The 23,617-nt window shown below is 45.2% G+C and carries 18 protein-coding genes and 2 pseudogenes; 4 read left to right on the forward strand and 16 right to left on the reverse strand.

Annotated elements, in window-relative coordinates; translation table 11 throughout:
* Nucleotides 1-309: 309 nt before the first annotated feature.
* Entirely contained in the window at nt 310-2,736 is a 2,427-nt protein-coding gene (locus H8K52_RS09405; protein ID WP_186922643.1) for an alpha/beta hydrolase family protein, read from the forward strand.
* A 60-nt stretch (nt 2,737-2,796) separates the two neighbouring features.
* Here H8K52_RS09405 and H8K52_RS09410 read toward each other — a convergent pair whose 3' ends face one another.
* Nucleotides 2,797-3,489 (reverse strand): hypothetical protein, encoded by a 693-nt coding sequence (locus H8K52_RS09410; protein ID WP_186922644.1) that lies wholly within the window; start codon nt 3,487-3,489, stop codon nt 2,797-2,799.
* Between the two features lie 574 nt (nt 3,490-4,063).
* On the opposite strand from H8K52_RS09410, the gene H8K52_RS09415 reads away from it, so the two are divergent.
* Complete coding sequence (locus H8K52_RS09415) at nt 4,064-4,438, forward strand: energy transducer TonB (protein WP_186922645.1); 375 nt, start codon at nt 4,064-4,066, stop codon at nt 4,436-4,438.
* Between the two features lie 106 nt (nt 4,439-4,544).
* On the opposite strand, the gene H8K52_RS21065 is transcribed toward H8K52_RS09415, so the two are convergent.
* The 6 genes and pseudogenes from H8K52_RS21065 to H8K52_RS09440 all read right to left on the reverse strand — a co-directional run bounded on the left by H8K52_RS21065 (nt 4,545) and on the right by H8K52_RS09440 (nt 13,388).
* A complete protein-coding gene (locus H8K52_RS21065) occupies nt 4,545-5,411 on the reverse strand; it encodes a putative bifunctional diguanylate cyclase/phosphodiesterase (protein WP_281387949.1) in 867 nt (288 codons plus the stop codon).
* Nucleotides 5,385-5,765, reverse strand: a pseudogene (locus H8K52_RS21585) (diguanylate cyclase domain-containing protein); the annotation flags it as partial. The gene H8K52_RS21065 and the pseudogene H8K52_RS21585, both read right to left, overlap by 27 nt.
* Nucleotides 5,766-5,777: 12 nt before the next feature.
* Nucleotides 5,778-7,445 (reverse strand): GGDEF and EAL domain-containing protein, encoded by a 1,668-nt coding sequence (locus H8K52_RS21280; RefSeq protein WP_246464407.1) that lies wholly within the window; start codon nt 7,443-7,445, stop codon nt 5,778-5,780.
* Between the two features lie 179 nt (nt 7,446-7,624).
* A complete protein-coding gene (locus tag H8K52_RS09430) occupies nt 7,625-9,055 on the reverse strand; it encodes an amidohydrolase family protein (RefSeq protein ID WP_186922646.1) in 1,431 nt (476 codons plus the stop codon).
* On the reverse strand, nt 9,055-12,213 hold the full coding sequence (locus tag H8K52_RS09435; RefSeq protein ID WP_222613744.1) for an amidohydrolase family protein: 3,159 nt from the start codon (nt 12,211-12,213) through the stop codon (nt 9,055-9,057). Before H8K52_RS09435 ends, H8K52_RS09430 begins: the two co-directional genes overlap by 1 nt.
* Nucleotides 12,214-12,614: 401 nt before the next feature.
* Nucleotides 12,615-13,388 (reverse strand): AraC family transcriptional regulator, encoded by a 774-nt coding sequence (locus H8K52_RS09440; protein WP_186922648.1) that lies wholly within the window; start codon nt 13,386-13,388, stop codon nt 12,615-12,617.
* Nucleotides 13,389-13,822: 434 nt separating this feature from the next.
* Between H8K52_RS09440 and H8K52_RS21965 the strand changes: the two are divergent.
* Both H8K52_RS21965 and H8K52_RS09450 read left to right on the forward strand, forming a co-directional pair.
* Nucleotides 13,823-13,981 (forward strand): annotated as a pseudogene (locus tag H8K52_RS21965) (dihydrodipicolinate synthase family protein); the annotation flags it as partial.
* Nucleotides 13,982-14,447: 466 nt separating this feature from the next.
* On the forward strand, nt 14,448-15,110 hold the full coding sequence (locus tag H8K52_RS09450) for a GntR family transcriptional regulator (RefSeq protein ID WP_186922649.1): 663 nt from the start codon (nt 14,448-14,450) through the stop codon (nt 15,108-15,110).
* Between the two features lie 85 nt (nt 15,111-15,195).
* On the opposite strand, the gene H8K52_RS09455 is transcribed toward H8K52_RS09450, so the two are convergent.
* The 9 genes from H8K52_RS09455 to H8K52_RS09495 all read right to left on the reverse strand — a co-directional run bounded on the left by H8K52_RS09455 (nt 15,196) and on the right by H8K52_RS09495 (nt 23,493).
* Complete coding sequence (locus H8K52_RS09455) at nt 15,196-15,741, reverse strand: BRO-N domain-containing protein (RefSeq protein WP_186922650.1); 546 nt, start codon at nt 15,739-15,741, stop codon at nt 15,196-15,198.
* 23 nt (nt 15,742-15,764) lie between these two features.
* Nucleotides 15,765-16,700, reverse strand: coding sequence for a ribosome biogenesis GTPase YlqF (gene ylqF / locus H8K52_RS09460; RefSeq protein WP_186922651.1), 936 nt, complete (start codon nt 16,698-16,700; stop codon nt 15,765-15,767).
* A 207-nt stretch (nt 16,701-16,907) separates the two neighbouring features.
* Complete coding sequence (locus tag H8K52_RS09465) at nt 16,908-18,017, reverse strand: tetratricopeptide repeat protein (protein ID WP_186922652.1); 1,110 nt, start codon at nt 18,015-18,017, stop codon at nt 16,908-16,910.
* A 7-nt stretch (nt 18,018-18,024) separates the two neighbouring features.
* Nucleotides 18,025-18,948, reverse strand: coding sequence for an ExeA family protein (locus tag H8K52_RS09470; protein WP_186922653.1), 924 nt, complete (start codon nt 18,946-18,948; stop codon nt 18,025-18,027).
* A gap of 55 nt (nt 18,949-19,003) precedes the next feature.
* Nucleotides 19,004-20,734 carry a pilus (MSHA type) biogenesis protein MshL gene (gene mshL / locus H8K52_RS09475; protein ID WP_186922654.1) on the reverse strand — a complete coding sequence of 577 codons (1,731 nt, stop codon included), beginning with the start codon at nt 20,732-20,734 and terminating at the stop codon, nt 19,004-19,006.
* 71 nt (nt 20,735-20,805) lie between these two features.
* A complete protein-coding gene (locus H8K52_RS09480) occupies nt 20,806-21,174 on the reverse strand; it encodes an MSHA biogenesis protein MshK (RefSeq protein WP_246464411.1) in 369 nt (122 codons plus the stop codon).
* Nucleotides 21,159-21,875, reverse strand: coding sequence for a hypothetical protein (locus H8K52_RS09485; protein WP_186922655.1), 717 nt, complete (start codon nt 21,873-21,875; stop codon nt 21,159-21,161). The genes H8K52_RS09480 and H8K52_RS09485 overlap by 16 nt, the downstream gene beginning before the upstream one ends.
* Nucleotides 21,872-22,546 carry a PilN domain-containing protein gene (locus H8K52_RS09490; RefSeq protein ID WP_186922656.1) on the reverse strand — a complete coding sequence of 225 codons (675 nt, stop codon included), beginning with the start codon at nt 22,544-22,546 and terminating at the stop codon, nt 21,872-21,874. The genes H8K52_RS09485 and H8K52_RS09490 overlap by 4 nt, the downstream gene beginning before the upstream one ends.
* Nucleotides 22,543-23,493 (reverse strand): type IV pilus biogenesis protein PilM, encoded by a 951-nt coding sequence (locus tag H8K52_RS09495; RefSeq protein WP_186922657.1) that lies wholly within the window; start codon nt 23,491-23,493, stop codon nt 22,543-22,545. The genes H8K52_RS09490 and H8K52_RS09495 overlap by 4 nt, the downstream gene beginning before the upstream one ends.
* Between the last annotated feature and the right edge of the window lie 124 nt (nt 23,494-23,617).

Raw genomic sequence — 23,617 nt, forward strand, 5'->3', positions numbered from 1 at the left:
GACGAACGCACCATAACAGAACTACACAGATACGCGAGTCATACGGTCACTTCACCAGTTAGTTTTTGACTCTTATTTTTATTTTTGGTTCCGAAACTAGTCGTAGAAATTGGATCAGCATTTCCTACAAACCGCCACAATAAAAAAGCCCATCACTTGTCGAACCGATGATACAAAACTCCACCTTAAGCTTGGAACTATTGTTACACTCCGAGGTCTAATTCGCAAAAATATGACAAATAATTTCCATATTTTCATTTCAGCACATTTGCTCACTACTTACTAATCAAGTCATCAACAGGGAAAAGAATGAAACTACGTTTACAACTACTAGTCATCGCCAGCAGCATTGCCAGCATAGGCATGAGTACAAGCGCAATTGCACAAGAAAATCTGCCCTATCAAAAGCCACCACAATCAATTTTGGAATTGGCCGATGTAGTACGTGCGCCAGCGGTCAGCATGGATTCAAAAAAACAAATGATGTTGCTGACCTACCGCAGCACATTCAAGACCTTAGCTGAATTAAATCAAACTGAATTGCGTTTAGGTGGTCTGCGTATCAACCCAATTACGAATATCTCCAGCACCGTCAACTACATCAATAACCTGAAAATCCGTAAAGTTAGCGGCACTGAAGAACAACAAGTTAAAGGCTTACCAAAAGATCCTTTGATCGCCAATATCAGCTGGTCGCCGAATGAAAAGAAAATCGCCTTCACTCACACTACCGACAAGGGCGTGGAACTGTGGGTAATTGACGTCGCTAGCGCACAAGCAAAAAAAATCAGCGGCGCGAACTTGAATGCCAATCTGGATAGCCCTTTTATCTGGTTTAAAGACAGCGATAATCTCTTAGTGAAATTCCTACCAAAAAATCGTGCACCGCTGCTGGACGCAAGCAAAGACTTGCCGACTGGGGCGATCATTTCGAATGCAGATGGAAAAGCGGCACAAAACCGTACTTACCCAGATTTGCTGAAGAACCGCAACGACGAAATCAATTTTGAAAATATCGCCAGTTCCGAGTTATATAAGGTAAGTGTGAATGGCACAAGCAGCTTGTGGAAAAAGGCAGAGATGTTTGCTGGAGAGAGCTTTTCTCCTGACGGTAAGCTCATCATGATCACCAGCATACAAAAGCCTTTCTCTTACGTCGTTCCTGCCAGTCGTTTTCCGAGCAAAACCGTGGTCATGGATCTGACCGGTAAAGTGATTAAGACGGTCAACGAAGTGCCTTTAACTGAGATTGTTCCTAAAGGTTTTAGCGCGGTGCGTGAAGGTAAACGTAACATGAACTGGCGTGCAGATAAGCCTGCCAGTTTGTCCTATGTGGTCGCATTAGACGGCGGCGATCCTGCGAAAAAAGTCGATTTCCGAGATGAAGTATTTCAGTGGGATGCGCCCTTTGATCAAGCGCCAAAATCGCTGGTAAAAACCGCGCAACGTTTCGGCGGTATTGTATGGGGTAACGATAAGTTGGCGGTCATTAGCGATAGCTGGTATGACACGCGAAATGAAAAAACCTATTTCTTCAACCCATCCAATCCTGCAGAAACACCACGTTTGGTATTCGACCGGAACGCTCAGGATTTGTATGCCAATCCTGGTCGCTTCGAAACCAAGCGCAATCAGTATGACCGACGCGTATTGGCTATTGAAGATAACAAAGCCTACTTAATTGGTGCCGGACATACCAAGAAAGGTCAATTCCCATTTATTGATGCGATGAATGTGGATAGCTTAGAAAAAACTCGCGTTTACCAATCGACGTATACCGACAAGATTGAAAATATCCAATCCATTGAAGACTTTACCAAGGGCGACGTGTTGGTGCAAATACAGTCTAAAACGGATTTCCCAAATTTCTACTTCCGCAATATCAAAGATGCTAAGTTAACACCGATTACGCAATTTAAAAACCCGTATGAAGGTTTGAAAAACGTCTCCAAAGAAGTGATCAAATACCAGCGTAAAGACGGCGTGCAGTTATCAGGCACTTTATATTTGCCTGCAGGCTACGACAAAACCAAGAAAGAGAAATTACCGCTCTTGATCTGGGCTTATCCGGCAGAATTTAAAGATAAAGACTCTGCGGGCCAAAGCACGCACAACCCAAATGCGTTCACTGCGCCTAGCTATGGTTCTTTCATCTACTGGGCAACCCGTGGTTATGCGGTCTTGGATGATGCCGCCTTCCCTATCATTGGCGAAGGTAAAACAGAACCGAATGATAATTTTGTTCCACAGTTAGTCGACAATGCTGAAGCTGCCATTGATGCTGTCGATGCGCTTGGTTATATCGACCGGAAAAAAGTCGCGGTTGGTGGTCATTCCTACGGTGCATTTATGACGGCCAATTTATTGACCTACTCTAAATTATTTGCCTGCGGTATCGCACGTAGCGGCGCTTACAACCGTACCTTGACACCTTTTGGTTTCCAAAGTGAACAACGCAATTATTGGGAAACACCTGAGGTGTATACCAAAATGTCGCCGTTCATGAACGCAGACAAAATGAAAACGCCGATCTTGTTAGTACACGGTGAAGCGGACAATAATCCAGGCACCTTCACGCTGCAAACTGAGCGCTATTTCCAAGCATTAAAAGGCTTGGGCGCCCCAGCCCGCATGGTGATCTTGCCAAAAGAAAGTCATGGCTACGCAGCACGTGAAAACATTTTGCATCTGTTGTGGGAGCAAGATCAATTCTTGGAAAAATGTTTGAAGAAATAAGCACCGAACCATCTTAAGACGAAAACCGATGTGATGATCAAATCGATCCACATCGGTTTTTTATTGCGCCACATTGATTCCCAAACTCTGCGGAGTCAAGCCTGGTACAGCTTCACATTCACTGATTAATCGATGCGGTTTCCCATCACACACAAACACATGATGCTGGCCCTGTGGTGTCCTTTGCGGACTACGATAAACATAGATCTCACCATCCCCCGTTCCTTGTTTATCGTCGAACATGCGATTCAACAATTTCAGCGGAAACTTCCCCAAACTTTTACTCGAAATTTTTTTATTAATTGCTTCAGTCTTTCCGTAATTGACTTCACGAGTTTTATGATTACGTATCGTGTGCAACATCAAAAACGTGGGCGTGCCATCGGTAGTCGGTAATAAACTTCGAGTGGTTCCTAATAAAAAAGCGGCAGCACAAGCCGAAGCGCAGCGCCCGATGGCCTCCGTTCGCAACTGGTGGCGATTAATCAATATCTCAATTTTTTCCAAAATAATGGTGGCGGCGGCACCTGAACCTGGCGAGTCCTCAAACTGCAAGGTATTGAAAGCGGATTTGTGAGTGGACATTGCCAATTCAATTTGCGCAACACTGTCTAGACTTAATTCGCCCTGCAAAGAGATGCGACTATGGTCTGTCACCACCCGATAGGATTTGATTGCGATGGTCCCAAAAGTCAGCGTGATGATAAGTAATTCGGCGACCCAAACGCGCCAAGGATTTGTTTGTTTTTGCAATTCTGTTTCTCAATCCAATCTTCAATCTAATTTTCAATCTGATTCTAAATCTGATTCTAAATCTGATTCTCAATCTGACTTTTCTTATGAGGTAAATTTGCTTTTCGCCCTCTATACCCGCCGCGCTGGCACGCTGTCGGTCGCAAGGTCTTTTCATTTTAGCTAGTAAATTCACGTCATGGACAGCTATTTCATGATTCTGGCTTGAACTGTAAACAGATCGATCGCGGGCTAGTGCCAGATTCGGTGAGTTTGTTCCCAAAAACCCACAGAAGTCGAAAAAAACTCGAAAAATACACACGCACCAAAAGAGCTCGTCCCTCATTTATCCAATGCACAAATAAGCTAGTATTGCACCAGAGTTGGGAATTTGATCGACGAGAAAGTCATTCCCGCACCAATAAAATGCAATCGCAAAAAGTCTGACAGACTTATACGATTTAGAAATAATCCACATATGAAATCGCAATTTCGCGACTAGAAAATCAATCCGTATATTGTCTCCATCGGCTTCGCATTTTGAATCACAAGTTCCCGCGAAGCCGTCCTATTTCTCAACCTAAATGGAGCTGCTATGACAAACTCAAAATTCTACACTCGCGCTGTATTTGCTTTCATCTTAAGTACAACATCTTTCATGGCCAGCGCGACTGAATCCATCAATCCGTGGAATAACAACACCTGCAACATGCCTGAATACGACAGTAAAATGTTGCGCGGCGAAGAGAAAGGCGTCGTCAAATTGCGTTTTACAACGGACACCAATGGGAATGTCATCGACGCTGCCATCGAAGAGTCGAGTGGATTCAGCAATCTTGATCGCGCATCCATGTCGGCACTAAAGGGTTGCCGGTTCACGATGGCAAATCACAACAGCAAACCAGAAACAACTGGCACACCAGAGAAACGTGAGTCCCGACTAATCAGTTTTAATTGGGCGATCAAGTAATCAACTCGTCTAAGAGCGGATCATCGATATTTTCTCACTCACTACACTCAACAAAAAACGGGCAGTGCGGCAAGTCCGACTGCCTGTTTTTCAACGACAATGCAAATCAAAAATCTGAAATTTTAAAAGCCGGACGCCATTGTTGTATCCACTCTGGTATCAATGCCGCAGGCATCGGGCGTGCGATGCCATAACCTTGCGCATGATCACATCCGATCGACAGTAACTTCTCGCCGTGTTCTATTGTTTCGACACCTTCCGCAATCACACTGCGATGAAACGCCGCAGCCAAGCCTATCACCCCTTTGATAATAGCCAAGTCACCTTCGTCTTCTAACATATCACGTACGAAGCTTTGATCAATCTTTAAGATTTCTGCGGGGAGACGTTTTAAATACCGCAGTGAAGAATAGCCGGTACCAAAGTCATCGAGGGCAAAGCGAATACCTAATTCTTGGCAACACTGTATGACCTGCGAGACTTTCTCAATATCGTCAAGTGCACTGCTCTCTAAGATTTCTAGCTCTAGCATAGGATACAGTGACGGAGGATATGCCTCTAAAATTTTCCGCAGACGCTGCGTAAAATCGGCTTGCTGCAATTGCAAACCACCGACATTAACACTGATAGATAGTTGCAGTCCCTGCTCCCGCCATTGCATCATTTGCGCCAACGCCGTGCCAATTACCCATTCCCCTAATTCGATACTAAATAAATGATTTTCTACTGCTGGCAAAAAATTAGCGGGCGCCAATAAACCTTTGGTCGGATGCTGCCAACGAATTAATGCTTCAGTACCGAATACGACACCAGTGCGCATATTCACTTTAGGTTGGTAATACAAAACAAACTCACGATGCATCAATGCATGTTGTATACGCGTGAGGTCATCGCGCTGTATTTTTACCGCGGCGTCTTGTGCTACATCGAACAGATGGAAACAATTTTTTCCTGCCTGTTTAGACAAATACATGGCTTGATCAGCATGACGCAACAACTGCTCTGCATCAACGCCATCTTGCGGATAGATCGTGACGCCTATGCTGGCACTGACCTGTAACTCAACATGATGTAAGGTAATTGGCTCGGCAGCCGCACTCAACAAACGTCCCAATACAGGTTCACAGTCTTTACTGTCTTCGAGATCACTTAGGATGGCTACAAATTCATCACCACCAATTCGCGCCAAGGTATCACCTTCTCGCAAGGCCGAACGCAAGCGTGCCGCCACCGTAATGAGGAGCTCATCGCCCATACTATGCCCATACATATCATTGACGGTTTTGAACCCATCCAAATCTAAGAAGGCAACGGCTAGAGAATTACCACGGCGTTGACATTAATGCATCGCTTGTTGCATGCGATCAGCCAGTAGTACTCGATTAGGCAAATGCGTTAACGCATCATAGTGGGCAATATGCTCCAACATACTATTGGATCTCTCCAATTCGGCATAAGCATTTTTCAAAGCTACCTGGGCTATTTTCTGCTCCGAAATATCTTGAAAAATACCAGTCAGGCGAATTGCCTTGCCATTTTGCATCGTGACGTGACAAGTGGTTCTGACAGTGATCTTTCTACCCTTCACGGTCAATTTTTCCAGCTCCAAATCATATTCCTCACCAAACTCTGTGGCTCGTGCCAGTGCAGCTTGTAACTGAACTCTAGATTCTGGCAAAAAGTAGCCAATTCCAGCGTCAATCGAAGGATTAAATTCTTCACGAGTGGTATCGTGAATTCGGTATGTTTCATCGGTCCAGTTTAAGGTATTCGTACGTAAATCAATTTCCCAGCCACCAATTTGGGCAATTGCCTGACACTCGGTCAACAATTGCGTGGAACTGGCCAAAGCCTGTTCAGTTCGTTTGCGGTCAGTGATGTCCTGCGCAGTTCCAGTCAAAGCCACCGCTTTACCGGCATCATCGAAAAATGGTTCACTCTTGGCCTCGATCCATAAAAAATCACCGTTCGCCAATGGGTAGCGAAAATCCAATTGTTGACTGCCTTCGGCCTGTAAATATTGTGCATGTATGCGGATGAACTCTGCCTGATCCTCTGGATGAACTCGCGCAATAATTTTGTCTATTGAAGGCGGTGGTAACTGTGGATCGAAATCAAAAATTCGATACATTTCGTCGGACCAGACTGAAACATTGTTGATGAGATCTCGCTGCCAACTACCAATTTTTGCCCGAGCCTGTGCTGCCACCAAGTTTTTTTCACTGAGACGTAAAGCGGTCTCATTGTCTTTGCTAGCCGAAATATCTGTGCTCGAACCTATCCACTGCACAATATGACCCTGCTGATCACGTAGAGGCATCGCTAAACTCACATGCCATCGATAAACACCATCAGCTCTTCGCAGACGACATTCCGCCTCGTACTGCGTACCAGTGGTGATCGCTTGATACCAACGTTCACGTGCCCGTATCAAATCGTCTGGGTGTACTAATGTCTCCCAACCCGCGCCGTAAATACTCTCAACAGAAACACCAAAATAATCAAGGGTGTGTTGATTCACGAAACTTAAGCTGCCATCGGCGTTGGCTATCCAGACTTGCTGAGGAATCACCTCAATCAAAGAGCGAAAGCGCAATTCACTGTCGAACAAAGATTGCTCAATATTTTTTCTCGAACTGATATCGTGGGCGATACCGAAGATCGCAACAATGTCACCCGTTGGTTGGCGTAACGGACTGAGTCTTAACTCTAGCCATGGAGACCCACCTTTTAGTCCAAGTATCTTGACCTCAAGGCAAACTTGTTCGCCCGCGCTAACTCGACGAAGTAAGTTCTCAACATCCGCAAAAAATGCGGGATCAATAAACCTGGTTAAAGAAACACCATCAAGCTCTTGAAAACTGTCCGCTTCAAACAGCGCCAACCCTGCCGAATTAATTTGCGAGAAGCAACCGTCTAATGAAATTAACTGTAGACATCCTTGGAAAACAGGGTGCGCGCTGCGGTCATTAATAATCTGCGTGAGATTATGAAGTGGATTTGTCATCGTTACCGTTCTTCAAAATTAGTGTTACAGAATGACTCAGATTAATCTCGAAAAATTCTAACAACAGTTTCTCACAGGTAAGAGATTGATGCTACGTCTAAGAAGAAATTCGGACAATCTTGAGGTGTTGTGCGAAGAACACCTCAAGTTTTTCTATACAAACAAAAAAATTGACGTGCTTAAGGTTGCGTTTTCTGCAAATATTTCTGTTGATATTTTTCAGTCAGACGCGATTGTTTGGTACTAATATCGACTGCTCTGCCTTGAATATAAACTTGTTCAATTTGGCTGGTCGTTTCAAGTGGATCACCATTCGAGACAAAAAAATTCGCCATTTTGCCCAACTCCAAAGAGCCGAGTTTGTCTGCCACACCAAGAATCTGCGCTGGATACAAAGTAATCGCCTTAAGTGCTTCATTGGGCGGCAAGCCAAAAGTCGCTGCGACTGCGGCCTCATACGGTAAGTTACGTTCGTTCGGCGCATCATCATCAGTACCTGCACGGGCTATGCAAAACTGCACACCAGCTTGTGCCAACTTTGCGGCCACTGTGTAGTAGTCATCGTAATTTGCTCCGCGACGCATCGGTAATTTATGAATACCCGTGACGATCACTGCGACTTGTTGCTGCTTCAATACCTCAGCTAATAAGGGCGCATCAGCACCGCCGACGATCACCGCCTTCAAGTTATATCGCTTCGCAAAATTCAACGCAAATCGGATCTGGTTGATATCTTGCGCGTGGAAAAATACTGTGCGCTTGCCAGCTAAGGCAGGTAACATGGCTTCCCAACGGACATCAATTTTCGTAGCCTCTAGTTGTCCAACTTGGTTCTGAGCGCGGGCATCGCGATAAGAGATAGCGGACTCAAACGCCTCTTCCAGCATCTTTAAGCGCTGGGCACTCACTTTACGCATATCTTCCAAACGTGCATCAAACGGTGCTGGAAACAACTCAGGATTGAAGCGCAAGTTCGGCAAGGTAATGTGCAAACCCACCTCAGCCTGGATCGCCATATCCTCCCAAGTCCAACCATCCATTTGTATCAAAGCGGAAGTCCCATTAATTAAGCCCGCTGGCGAGTTAGGCACTGACAAGGTCGCCAGTACGCCGTTAGCACGCGCGGTCGTGATCAGCTCACTATCAGGATTGACGGCGACCAGAGCACGCGCATTTGGATTGATTGCACCAGCTTCAGCATAGTCCAGCGTCGCCCGCACTGATTGCACTTCCGCCAAACCCATCACGGTATTTGCTGCAATCATGCCAGGATAAATATGCTTACCACCGACATCAACAACTTTGGTATTTGGCGGAACATCGATCTGATTTCCAATAGCAACAATGCGTCCTTTATCGACCAGCATACTACCGTTAACGACATTCTCGCCACTCACAGTGTGGATAGTCGCGCCCTTGAAGAGCAGAGGTGTTTTTTGCGCGGCAGCGGGAACATTGTCAGTGGCGAATGCTATGCTACTCAAACTCAAAACGCTTACCATGCCGGCACCCAACATCAACTTGACGCTGCGAGTTAAAGAATTTGCTGTCATCATCAATCGTGCATTCAAAGTGGTGGTTGAAAAAATAATTTGTGGAGATGTCGTCATTATTCTTCCCCTGTACATTCGTGTTCTTCTGCGCCCATCCAATACCCTGTCCTATGTTTGCTAAGCATATGCATCCAATGTTGAAGTTCCAAATAGGCGCGATTCACTTCTAACATCTCTGCCGGGGTTTTGGGCGCGTTGACTTTCTCACTAACAGCATCTTTTGCTCTAACGATCGTGGCTGGTGCGCGATTCGCGATGACACTAGCGCTAATACGCTGACGTTCCGCTTGTGCCTCTTTACGCAGAGCTGCCTCGCTTGCCAGATCAAAGTAACGCCGTCCTTCGATCCAGGTCTGTTCAGCACGACTGAAAGTTGACAATGGACTGGTATTCCAGATCACGAAATCGGCATCTTTCCCCACCTCTAATGAACCTGTTCTGGCATCGATCTGCAATTGTTTCGCTGGATTTAAGGTCACGAATTTCAAAGCTTCGGTTTCAGACAAACCACCGTATTTCACCGCCTTCGCCGCCTCTGTATTCAAGTGACGCGCCAACTCATCGCTATCGGAATTAAAACTCGTGACGACGCCCGCCTTATGCATCAAGGCGCCATTAAACGGCACGGAATCACTGACTTCCATTTTGTATCCCCACCAATCTGAAAAGGTCGAGCCACCAGCACCAAGTGCGGCAATTTCATCAGCCACTTTGTAGCCCTCCATCACATGCTGAAAAGTCCCAACCAACAAATTGAATTCTTTCGCAACGCGTGTGAACATCAAAATCTCATCTTGACGATAAGAGTGAATGTGGATCATACGTTTGCGATCTAAAAGCTCGACCAGCGTGTCCATCTGCAAATCGCGGCGTGGTTCCACCATCGTACTTGGTGCTTTACGCCAAGCTTCGCGCTCTTCTTTGTAAGCTCGAGCGGCCAAAAATCCGCTGCGCAAAATCTGCTCAACGCCCATACGTGTTTGTGGATAACGACCGGTCGAGTCATTACCCCAATTTGACTGCTTCACATTTTCACCGAGTGCAAACTTAATCCCAGGAAAAGCACCGTCGAGTTTCAATCCTTCAGCATCTGAGCCCCAACGCATTTTAATAACTTGATTTTGCCCACCGATGGTATTCGCAGAACCGTGCAAAATATTCGCGGTCGTCACACCACCAGCCAACTGACGGTAAATATTGATGCTACTGGCATCGATCACATCGCCAACCCTAACTTCAGCAGTGATAGAGCTAGTACCTTCATTGATACCCTGCATCATCGCCGTATGGGAATGCGCGTCAATCATGCCTGGGCTTAAGTGTTTGCCAGTCGCGTCAATTGTTTCAGCACCAGCGGGAGCTTTCAAGTTGCTCCCAATCGCGCTGATTTTGCCATCGATCACCAACATATCCGCCTGCTCAAGCTTACCGGCTTTTGCACTGGTCCAAATGGTCGCATTCTTGATCAAAATTGAAGCTGGACGCATTGGATTTGAACTCGCAAAGGGACCAGCTGGATATTGATGGCTCCAAGCGACAACTGCCTTTTCGCTCTTTGTTGGCGCAAGGTCTGGCGCGATTGTTTTGCTTCGACTCGCAGTCCAAACTAGCGCGGCCTCTTGCGCTTGTTGTTGTGTCCCGATTAAAGTATCAGCACGTCCCTCTGCGACGATCACGATATCGCCATAACGCGCCAATAATTGATTATCACGCAGCGTCAACTCAACATTCACACCATCGATTGTCAAGCTCGGCTTAGCTGTCGTACCGGTGATGTTCCAAGTTTGACTCTTGCCGCCAACACTGACATTCCAGGTACCACGCAATTCAAAACGTCCAAAGTGTTCAGTAACAAATGGCTTGCCATCGACAAAACTCACTTCGATATTTGCCTTGTCATCGCTAAACAAATCACCGCTAGCAACGACAATATTGGCTAGATGTCCCGGTGCCAAGCTACCTAGCCGATTTTGCTCCCCCAAGAGTTTTGCGGGGGTAGTGGTGAGTCCGGCCAAAGCTTGTTCTACACTCAATCCACGTCGTACTGCTTGGCGTATGCGCATCCAAAAGTCCTTCTTCGCCTCCTTCAGACCAGCCGGGGTAATCGCAAATTCTACCCCTGCTTTCTCTAACATCGCTAAATTAGAGGGTGCTTGTTCCCAGTGCTGCAATGTCTCTAGAGAAGTGTCGAGAGCCATGTCAGGATTATCAACTTCAGGAGCATTCGGATAGAGCAAGGGAACAATCACGGGCATACCACCAGCTTTCAAATGGTTGATACGGCGATACTCAAAACCGTTGCCTTGTAAGATCACCTTTAATTTAAACTCATCGCGGATTTTCGCTATACGTTGGTAGGCCTGTTCATTATCTGTCGCATAAATAACGGACTGGCGTCCCGCCAATACTGGTTTTAGGGCTTCTAAAGACGCGTTCAATTGTGGGCGCTCTTGTTTGAATTTCGAATTCGTTGCACGCTGATACCATTGTGCATCGTAAAAAGTCTGACGAACTTGGGCAATTACCCCCATTAAAGAACTGGGATACCCTACACCTCGTCCAAACTCCAATTCATTGGCTAAATGCTGAGCAACGCGGGCGTTCAACACCAAAGATTTTGCGTTGTCACTGCCATTCAAATTCAATAAAGCACTTTGCCCGCGAAAGATTCCCGCCGCTGGTGTAGCCAAAATGCTGGTAAAACCTAATTCACGAACCGCTTTAACTTCGTCGGTACGAATTTCCAATTGATCAGAAACATCTTGTTCAGGACGTATGCGAGGATTTTCACTGGCCAATGCGCGTCCGTTAACTATACGTGGAGCCATAGGGCGTGCCGCGTTTGCCGGACCCGTTACCATTGGTGCCGGCATGAGTCCCGCAGGGATTGCAAGATGACTCGCCATATCAATGAAACCTGGATATACCGTGCGACCGTCCATTTTCCAAATCTTTGCTCCAGCAGGGACGGGAACATTTGTTCCTACCGCTACGATCACGCCATCTCGCATCACCAAAGTGCCATTTTCAAGAACTTTCCCTGGTGCCAGCACCAATCTCGCTCCCGTCAAGACATGCCAATTGGGACTACTTTCACGCAATCCTTCCACCCTCGCTGTTGCCGTCTGCGCCTGCGCGCAAAGAGACATTGAACAAGAAGCGCTAAAAACAATTAGGGAAAGGAAAAGTGACTTTGATCGCCAGCGAATTTGCATAGTATCTCCTGAATATGAAGCAACGACGTCTAGGATCGCTATCGACAATAGACGACCTGACCGCGTGCTTTTCTCTCTGTATTGATATAAATTTGGGTAAAACGGCTTGAAGCAAGATTTTCATAAGGCACACCAGCAGCGCTATGCATGGGCTGACGACGCATGTTCTTGATTGCAATAACATTGCATCAAATAGTGCATCGTGCCAGCTCTCAATAAAAAATCTGAGTTGAATGTCGAGTCGTCGTCTTTCTCGAAACACCATCTCGTGTGCTTGGACATGAAAACAGGGAATAAATTCCCTGCTTCAATAATTACTTTCAAGCAAAACCTGTAGATTGTATGCGACTACTCTAATGCCGAAGAACATCAGCATACTGGTGGGATAAAAAACAACAAGACTACAACGCTGGCTGCGTCAATAAGACGTCGCGGTATTCACTAGGTGTCATGCCAACCGTTGCTTTAAACATACGTGAAAATGCGCTGTGATCTTGATATCCACAAGTCGCCGCAATCTCCGTGATGCTGCGCTGCTTATCGGCAAGCATAGCGGTCGCAGCATCCAGCTTAACTTTGATCATAAACTGCCGTGGAGTAAGAGAAAATATCTTCTGAAAGTACCGCTCAATCTGTGCCACGGACAAATTTGTAATTTGCTCCAACTCAATCATTGGCACATTTTCGCCAAAGTGGGTATGGATATGACGTACCGCTGCAGCTATCCTATGATAAACAGGATGCCGCTGATCTGGCATTCCTAAGTCGCGCGACGTGCCGCACAGCCCAATGATGCGATGATTCTTATCCCGCAGAGCCATTTTATTAGTTAAACACCAACCTGGGTCACGATCTGGATATAGATGCAGTTCTAATTGATCTTTGACCTCATGCCCCTGCTGCAAAACCAAGTCATCTTGTGCTTGGTAACTGGCAGCCAAAGTAGCAGGAAATACTGCTTCGGCGATTTGCCCAATTAACTGATCCTTATTTTTAAAGCCACAGCGCAATGCTAAAGTTTGATTAACGACAACATATCGACCAGCCAAATCCTTCACAAAGAACACTAAGTCTGGCATCGCATCAAAAAGGGCTTCGGTAAAAAAAACATCCGCGATACTTTCGGCAAGTTGTTGTTTGCTATTATTGTCGATCAAACTAAGTTTGGTTCGCATAGAGTTTTGTGACATAAGAATGAGGTAACGAGAAAAAACGCATTATAAAATCAATTAGCCAGGCATTATGATTAAATAATTAATTATTTAAATTTTAACAAATATTATCCTAAATTCATTGCATTGAATATACTGTTTTGTCGATATTCAACCATAATATTCAGTAATTTTTGTAACAGATTGATGAAATAGGCCGTAAAGTTGAGATATCTTCCTAAAACAAGGTAAAAATACATCAAATATATTTGACTAGTATTGCACTAGCTTCTGTACTTTGTTCATACATATTTTCAAAAAAGGTTGCGACATAAATCTCCCTAAGTCGCACGGCATATTCCCTGCAGTAACAACTAAATGCAAAGAATACGAAAATCTCGCTCCAACGGCAATGGAGAAACACTTTGCATTTTAAATCGATGCAGGTGTGCACGTACGGCATGGTCACCGGCGGTTCCTTAGGTGAAGCAAGTACTCTCTCTTTCGATGAGAAATTGGAAGTCACTCGTATTGCCCTCAATGTGGCCAACAATCGTATTCCGGTTTTAGCAAATGTTTCGAAAACCCGCACAACGAATGCACTTCGCTTCGTAGAGCAAGTAGCCCAAATGGTTCAAAACTTAAAGTTAGTTGAACCCATGGTCGGTGTGGGGAATGAATTTGTCCGTCGCCCGAGTCAACCTTTAGTCGGTGCAGAACGCGAACGCGTCAGCGCCAATCTGATATCTGCATTTATCCCCTGCCTGGATTTCTGTAAAAATACTTATCAAATACCAACAATCCACGCCCATTTGACTATCTGATCCTACGTCCAATCGGTTCCAATTCACCTTGGAATTCTATATCAAGGTAAAAAAACTCCCTACCTCGCTTAAATTGCATGAATTTCCGACATTGGTAGCAAAACCACATGCAAACTACTTAAAAACCTTCACCAATCTGCAGCCAAAATCAACTTGGCCGCCTTTTTTGTATGAAAAAAGGGGCAAAAATCGAAAGAAAATTGAGTAAAATGGCCTGAATAACTTATAATCCAATGATAATTATCACAACAATCATTGTATGCAATCCACTAGAGTCTCAACACCGACCAAACTGCGAGCAGCTGACATCGCTTACGATGCGATAGAAAGTATGATCGTCACTCTACAGCTCAAACCCGGAGCGCCTATTGTCGAATCAGAACTCATAGACATCACGGGTCTGGGTCGAACACCATTAAGAGAAGCCTTGATGCGTATGTCTTCAAATGGTTTAATCGTGCAATTGCCCCGCCGTGGTTTGATCGTCAAAGACATCGAAGCAGCGGAACATGTCACTTTGATTGAGACCCGCAGAGTCATCGAGAAACTGATTGCTAGCAGCGCAGCGCGACGTGCAACGCCACAATTTCGCCAAGATATTTTTGCTTGCGGTGAAAAAATGGTTGTGGCTGCCAATAATGGCAAACTCGATGAGTTTATGGCGGCAGATCAAGCTTTAGATCATGTAGTCCACGAAGCCTGTCGCAATCCCTCTGCTGTTGCCGCAGTGATACCACTGATCATTAAATGTCGTCGTTTTTGGTACGCTTATCAGCACGAAGGCGACATGCACGAAGCGGCACGTTGCCATATGTTACTAGCCAAAGGAATCGCTGAAGGCAACGAAGAGGAAGCGGCAAGAGGCGCGGATAATTTGATGGATTATTTAGAGTCCTACACTCACAAAGTGATTAATGGTTAGTCAATCCGCTTTGGTCCAAAATACAAAAAGCTGCGCAATGACTTCGCAGCTTTTTTATTAGTTACCACAACTTTACCTAGCACTTTTACCGAACATTGTTGATAGCAGATTTAGGTAATCGTTTCACATTCTCCAAAGCACTCGTCAATAGCCACCGCTTAAATCGTATCATTTTATAGTTGGTATGACCGCCCTCAGTACGCGTTTTCAATAAACGCATAAGACCTTCCTCCGTCACTCCTTGCATAGAATGTTCCGGAATTTTGCCATACTGCTGAGCTAGCATCGTGAGCTCATGTTTCACAACTTTAGGTTCCACGATGCGCTCAATGTCAGCAAATGGAATCCAAACTATATTTTCAACTAAATAGAAACGAATCTGACGTCCATCAAAACTATAGTATTTACCATGCCAGCGAAATACTGCCGCATATTGTGCTTGATTTTTGATAAATGAAAATAGATTGAGAATATCTCGCGGAAACAGCCGTACCCATATCATGCTTGTTAACATCAAGCCTATAGGGCCGTAGCCAGAACCAATTTTTTCGAATAGTTTCCAGCCCAGATAAGAAATTCCTACGCTGAAAACATTCTTGGCAAAAAAACGTAAGGCGTGATTTTCTTCCATATTTCAATGGTCAAGTAAGACAACTATTCTTCGTCATCCAATGCATCTTCCATCATACCGGTATCGACACTCTTACCTTGCCCTAACAAAACGGGCGGAACATAGGTCGCTAATAAATGTTCACGGCTCTGTGGCGTCTCTAAACTGACCCGCCCCAAAGACCCACTTCGGTAATCAAGCAGCAGAGTATGAGCCGCTTTTTCAAAATCCCAGTCTCCACCTTTTAAACGATATGCGCGTTTTTTTGCCACCGCCTCGATCACGCTGACGGCATCAATACCTTCTGTGCTAAAACCATAGCGAGTCGATAAGAATTGTGGGTAACGTTCTAGTAAAATTTCGGCCAAAAACGTAGCAACTTCCTCTTCAATCAAGGCATTGACACCAATTGCATGACTCGCTGCCAACATCAAACCGTCGGTAGGATGCTGGATTTTTGGCCACAACATACCTGGCGTATCCGTCAAAATCATATTTTTGCCGAGGTATAAGCGCTGCTGTACTTTGGTCACGGCAGGTTCATCACCGACGTTGGCAACCCGCTTCTTCAGCAAAGCATTCATTAAAGTTGATTTGCCCACGTTAGGAATCCCCATGATCATCATACGTAAAGGCTTAGTTGGAACCCCGCGATGTGGCGCCATCTCTAAAGCGAATCCAGGCACTTTTGCAACATCTGCTGGCTTTTTACAGCTCATGGCAACAGCTTTGACGCCCTTTTGCGCATTATAGAAATCCAACCACGCTTTAGTCGCATGCGGATCGGCCAAATCACTTTTGTTCAATATCTTCAGGCATGGACGTTGTCGAAAGTTTCGCAACTGTTCGACCATAGGATTGCAACTCGCTTGTGGAATGCGGGCATCAAGAACTTCAATGACCAGATCTGTGTTTTCCATGGTTTCGGCCGCTTTTTTGCGCGCCGCATTCATGTGACCAGGGAACCATTGTATAGACATGCTTATTCTTCTTTGGTGAAAATGAGATAAAGCGCTATTTTACGGACTTGCAGCCGGGTCTATTCAAATAGTTTGCAAAATTCCGCACTTTTCCGCCCTTTTCGGGAAAATTCAGAGCAATTACATCGACTATTTAATAATCACTAAAGAAATTAACAAGAATAATCTGCAATTGACAACATTCCAGCAATGCCGCAATTCAACATCCTATTTTTGCAATTGCGCAATTCTTTGATCAATAAATGCATGTAATTCCGCACTTAAGCCTGATTGCAATTTGGCCTGTTGAAAAGCATCAATGGCTTCATTTAATTTGGCGTCAGCCTGTAATGAAATGGCTAAACCCATCCACCACACGCCATTTTGTGGCTGTTTTTTAACCGCTTGCCGATAAAGTTGTATCGCCTCTTGGTGGTGACCCGTCTTTTGCTGCAAAGCAGCCAAGAAGGCGAGATAGTCAGGTCGGTCTTGCGCCAGACTTAAATTTTTCTGCAATATCTCGATCGCTTCACTAAGCTTAGCTCGTTCAAGCAGTAATCTCGCCAACATCATGGAAAAATTCAAATGGGTAGGCTCAATATTCAAGCCTAATTTCAACTCACGGATCGCGTCTTCATGACGCTTACTTTCTAGCAGCAAAGAAATTAACAATTGACGAGCCGGTGCATGCAGTCCATCTAATTGCAAGGAACGTTCTAATGCAAGTATGGCTTCATTTAAACGTCCTTGTTGCTGATAGATGGTCGCTTGCCGAAATTCGGATTCCGCTCGCTGCTGCAGCGACACTTCTTTGATCATCAGCGTTGGCACGGCAACTGACTTATCATTCACTGCCGTTTGATTTTGTCTAAGTTCTACATCTGATACCGGTGCAATCGTGCGACTATCTTTTGCCGTAACGATAGGTGCGATTGGCTTTCCGGCGGTCTGCGCCAACGGTGAAATCTGTTTTGGAGGTTCAGTTTGTGCGATGCTCCCTTCCTTAGATTTGTGCTCTATTCCCTCGGTATCGACCTTGGTACTCAAACGCAATCGCAAACCCTGTTCATGCAAACTTAAATTCTGATCTTGCAGCATAGGCGCGGTCACAGGACTAACCGGAGTCGAGGTAAGTTGAACATCAGGGCTAGCTTTTTTCCAACGCCACAATGCAATGCTAGCGATGGCGGCAATGACAATAATCATTACCCACATAAGTTTATAGGGCGATGTTCTTGAAGCGCTTACGCCTGCTTGGATATAGCGAGTGCTTGCGTGACCATCATCAGTTTCACCACGCTTCTCAAGATCCTGCAGCATTTGATTGATTACACTCATCGTGCGCCTACACTCCACTCTGCCAACGGAACGCTAATATCAAGCTCGTACCAAGCAAGGTCAGCACGATCGACATTGTCAACATTCGCCGCATTATTTTTACCAATGGTGTGGCCTCAGTATCACGAATTGCCGCAATCACTTGCTTGATACCTATCTGGTGTCGCGCTTCGCCAAAGGCGAGCATCATGGCTTTATTTGCCAAAATATTTAACATCCTGGGCACGCCCGCACTGGCTAGCCATAAGACAAATATCGCATTCGATGAGAACAAACGGATCTCGCTATAACCCGCTACGCGTAAGCGATGTTGTATGTAAAAACGTGCTTCATCTAGGCTGAGGCTGCGTAAGCGATAATGAAAACTAATTCTCTGCGCCAATTGGCGAATATCATTGCGTGCTAAACGATGATCCAATTCCGGCTGTCCAAACAACACGATTTGCAATAGTTTTCTTTTCTCAGTTTCAAGATTACTTAACAGCCGAATTGCCTCCAGCGTTTCTATCGGTAAAGCTTGCGCTTCGTCTATGCATAGTAGAACACGTTTATCTGACTTAGCCAGTTCCAATAAATGCTGATTAATCGCCTTCAAGACCTCATGTTGTTCACTATTTTTTTCTTGTGGAATACCGAGATCGTCTGCCAATACCAACAATAAAGTGTGCGGATCGAGCAAAGGATTAGGAATATAGGCCGTAACAAAACTATCGTCCAACATCTTCAAAAACTGACGACATAAAAGCGTCTTCCCAGTCCCGACTTCTCCCGTAATTTTGATAAAGCCTTCGCCACTCTCAGCGGCAACTAATAATGTATTTAGCGCTTCCAAGTGACTACCACAGGAAAAGAAAAAACTCGTGTCAGGTGTAATACCAAATGGCGAGTCATGCAATCCAAAATGGGATTGGTATCGGCTGATTTTCACCATAATTCAAACTCTGTGCGGTTGACCAGCTCAAACGTGAATCGCAATTGCACATCGCTCACTGATTCTTCTTTTCTAAGCGGCTACGTGGGGTCATTTCCTCTATGCGCTTTTGACTTTCCAATAAATCCTGATCCCAGGCAGCGTCGCCCTCGACGATCGTTGGACGAATCAAAATGACTAACTCACGTTTTTGCGAAATTTGATTGGTATTTCTAAACAGACCACCAAGAAATGGAACTTCGCCAGCTCCCGGAACTTGTGAACGATCATCAGAATTTGATTGACGCATCAAACCACCAATCGCAACGATACGGCCATTCTGGCCACGCACTATGCTATCGGTTTCAGAAACCACACTAGAAGCCAACGGCAACACGACGGAGCCAGCGCTACCGGCATTCACCGTTTTTTCTATGGTACTGACCTTACTCACCGATGGATGAACATGCAAAATAATATTGCCACTATCATCAATCTGCGGTGTCACATCCAATGCCACACCAGAAAAAAATGGTTGCACTTCTACGCTCACAGTGGGTGCTGTATTGCCAGCCGAACTCACCACGCCAGGTGTGGTCTTGAGACTAGTCACGAAGAACTCGTCCTTGCCGACTTTCAAAACCGCTTTTTGATTGTTCAAAGTCGCAATGCGCGGACTAGATAAAACATGGACGCTACCTTGCGATTCCAGAAACGATAATAGAGCAGAGAAGTTAGCCGTTTGGAAGGCTAACCCAAACAAAGATCCCGCCGCACGCGACGCTGCACCGAGATTCAGTCCTGTTACGGCGTTAATCCCGGTGCCATCGGTCGTTAGACGAGTGGTACTCAATGTCGTTCCTGGCGTTACAAAACCCAATGAAGCCGCGCTATTAGGCGAAGATTTGAGCGAGGCAAACGAGGCCCAATTAATCCCAGTTTGATACTGATCGTTTAATTCAACTTCCAAGATTTTAGCTTCGAGGATCACCTGACGATCAACCGACAACTGAGTCGCTTTCAGATAGGCTGAGATGTTTCGTATTTCATCCGACATCGCCCTCACCACCACCACGCCAGACTGCGGATTAATCACCACCTGGCGTCCATCTTGACCGCTGCCTGCCAAAATATCTAAAGAGGCTTTTAACTCTGCCCAAAAATCATTATTCGAACTTGTATTAATTTTGCTGGAACTCACCGACTGTGTGCTATTCGCGGTGGGGGCGTTGCCTGAGTTATTCTGCTGCCCTGTCTGATTATTACCATTGGAATTACTCATGATGGCATCGGCAACGGAACCTGAAGTCACGCGAATATCCGAGCTGCCTTTGCGCACAGAAGACAGATAATTAATCTGGAAAACTCTGGTCTGCAAAGTCAAAGGTTTTACATAAATTCGACTTCCCTCTATTTTATATTCGTAACCATATAATTCGCGGATCGCATCGAGGGCTTCAAATAAAGTCACATCCTTGAGATTGGCTGAGATATTCCCGGAGACATCCGGATGTACTAGCATGTTATACGGCGTACCAGCCACGATCCCCATAAAAAATTGTGCCGCTGGCGCATTGCTAAAACTCAGATTAAATCTTTCTTCCAAAGGCTTACGAACAGGTGGCAACTCAGACTGCAAAGACGGCAGCAAAGACGCCGACACGACCTCTGGTTCGGCTGCTTTGACTTTACTGGCAGCTGCTTTATTCATTTCACTTTTGATCAAATCATAGGTTTCCTGACGTGAAGGTGGCATGGCGCATCCAACGACACTCAGCAGCAAAATTGATAGCCCGATTTTTTTCATTTTTTAGCCTTCTTGGTCCAACTCACTTACTCGATTATGTAGACTGCGGTTTGATTATTCTGCAGTCAGCATCAATTCATTTTCGCACTTGCCCGATTTTTCTTTTTTATCAAGTCGGGATGTAAGCTCAAAGTTTGCAATTGTTTTCCACTTTTCAACACGACCTCAGTTTCACTTATGTTTACCAAAGTTTGATTACCGACTTTGCCATTCAATTTAACGGTCTGCCCGTCGATGATGGCGATCTTACGTTGTGGCGATATCAAAATCGATTGCAATATTGGACCAGTTGGCACGACCACACCAGCATCGCTTTGTAGAAGACTCACCGGCGGTCGTGTTGGGTCTGGCAAATTTTGCGCAAACACTGACACTGGCAAAACAAATAGCAAACTCCAACACAACACAGGACGCCAATAGGTTTTTAAAGATTGAGCCATTTTTTCTCCAGACTCAATGTAAATAAATTCAAGCGTAAACTCGCTTTTGGATATTCCAAAACTTGCAAACTGCTACGGCTCCAATAAACTCGTTCTGGCAAGGCCTCCAGTTCTTGCATGTAGGCCAGCATATCGAGATAATTACCCTCTAGCGTCAATTCCACCTCGTGCTTGAAAATGCTCTGCTCATTTTGAATGCTGACCGCATTGCCCGACATTGTTGACAGTGGTGCTTCCGCTTGCGTGGTCGCGGTATCCTTCACGTTGGTTGTTGCAACCAAATTCACCACTGGCAAACTTTTTAAAGAAATAAGCTGTAGCGATTTGTTACGTTTAAGAATTCCCGCTAACAATAGGTCGATTTTTTCGGCTGGCACTAAATTTTTTTGTAGTGATAGCAAATCCTGATCCATCGCTAACAAGCGCACTTTGGCTTCTTCGATCTTTGCGCGTAATTCAATGTCTGGGTCTCTGTTCAAAACCGCGCTACGTTGCTGCATTTCTTCTTGCAAAAGTGTAATCTGTGTTTGATTTGCCTGATGCTGCGTCAACAAATTGTTACGCAACTTCATTTGTGGTTCTAGCCAAAAAGTAAAACCCAATAACAACACGCCGATACTACACAACACGAATAAAATCCCACGCTCACGTTCGCTGAGCGCATCGATTTTTTGCAGTAAACTGTGGAATTGCTTTTTCACGGTTGCATCACTCCATCTGCTTGCGCCTTTGACTTAAATTCTGAGGAATGAAGTTGAAACGCCAAATAGGGCGCTGGCTCTGGTTTTTTGCGTGGTTGACCAGCGCTGGTATCGATCTGCAATAGTGGACGTTCTAACTGCAGGGTTGAAAAGCTCTTCCCTTGCATAATTTTTTCCTGCTTTAATTGCGACACATACTGCGGTACCAACTCACCTCGTAGAGTCCGTCCAGACAGCACTAAGTCATAGCCAGCACCTTCGACGCTAAAGCCGGTCAACCAAAGATTCTCAGGTATTCGTCGAGCGAACGCTATGAGATAAGCGGAGTAACCATCAGTGTTACCGAATTCACTATTTTGTAAAATCTGTGCAATTTGATGCCGTCGCAACATTAAGGCGTCGATCGTACGCAATTCCTGCTCCAATACTGGACTCTTAAGTTTAGTCGAATGCGCCTTACGTGAAATTGCCGCTTGATCGCTTAGTTCTTTTAATTGCAAACTGGATTGTGCTGCGCTTTTTTGCATCTCCGCTGTTCGCATCCGTAACACCACTGACGCCGTCGCCAATGTAGCAATGCTCAGTCCAAACACGATCAACAAATTCGTCGCCGATAAAACACTTTTGCGTTTCAGTAAACTGCCGTTGTAGAGGTTAATTTGCTGACTCATACTGCACCCAACTTTTGACGCAGAGCTGCCCCAATGACAGGCAAAAATGCTTGCTGACGAGCCGCACTTTTTAAGTCCGGAATATGATCAATTTGTATCAAACTCGCGAGATTCAACACTTCTACTGGCAAATACATATTGGTTGATAAGTAGTGCCGCAATGACTCAGCATCTTCAGCTAATGGCGCCAACACTAATTTCGCAGTCGTTATGTAATTATGCTGTCGATCAAAATGATCTAAGGAACGCTGCAATTCGAGAGAAATACGTTCATAGCTGGCGTTCCGCTCTGGCAAATCAGGCTTAGAGAGATCTTGTGAACGCACATCAAAACGGCGCGACAAATATAATTCGCCAGCATAAGTCACGGTCAACAATCCACCATCACTATCAAATGACAACATCGCTAGGCCGCGTCCTTCCTGCTCCAATAAAGCCGAGATATTCCTCTGCGCCATTTCAGGCACATCAATGAAAGTCAAAGGTAATTTGGCGTTGGCAAACCAGGTTTGGTTTTGCAGTAGATGCGTATTTGTCGCAACGATAGCGATCAAAGATTGATTGCGTCCGCCATTGTTGATATCACCTGGTACACGCAAGATATCAAAGCTCGCTGATTCGATTGGATAATCGACTAGCTCCTTTAAACGCCAACGAATCGCGTTTTTTAATTCATCGTCTGGAACATTCATCGCATCAAGCGCAAACCATTGATATTCGGCGGGATTTAATTGCAGCAGGCATTGATTTTGTCTGGCAGGAGTCTCGCGTGCCAGACGCTCTAACAAGCTTGGCCAAGTTTGCTTCGCCATTGGATAGAAGGATAAAAATTCCAATTTTGGCAAATTATTTGCGACGTGACGAATTGATGCCGAATACAGACCATCGTATCCTAGGCGAATTGCCATGATATCGGCATTTTTCTTGTTATTTGAGAATAATCCCATGCAATCGATCCAGTTCAGCAATATTGCTTGACGTTAAGATAATAAGAGCTTGTTGTCAATCTTTGATCTTGTTTTGTTGTCGAAAAGCTGTGTCGCGCTTGACTTGAACTGTGCAGCCTCACTA

Origin of the sequence: Affinundibacterium seohonense (genome assembly GCF_014284305.1) — a bacterium.
Classification (GTDB): Bacteria; Pseudomonadota; Gammaproteobacteria; order Burkholderiales; family Burkholderiaceae_D; genus Undibacterium; species Undibacterium seohonense.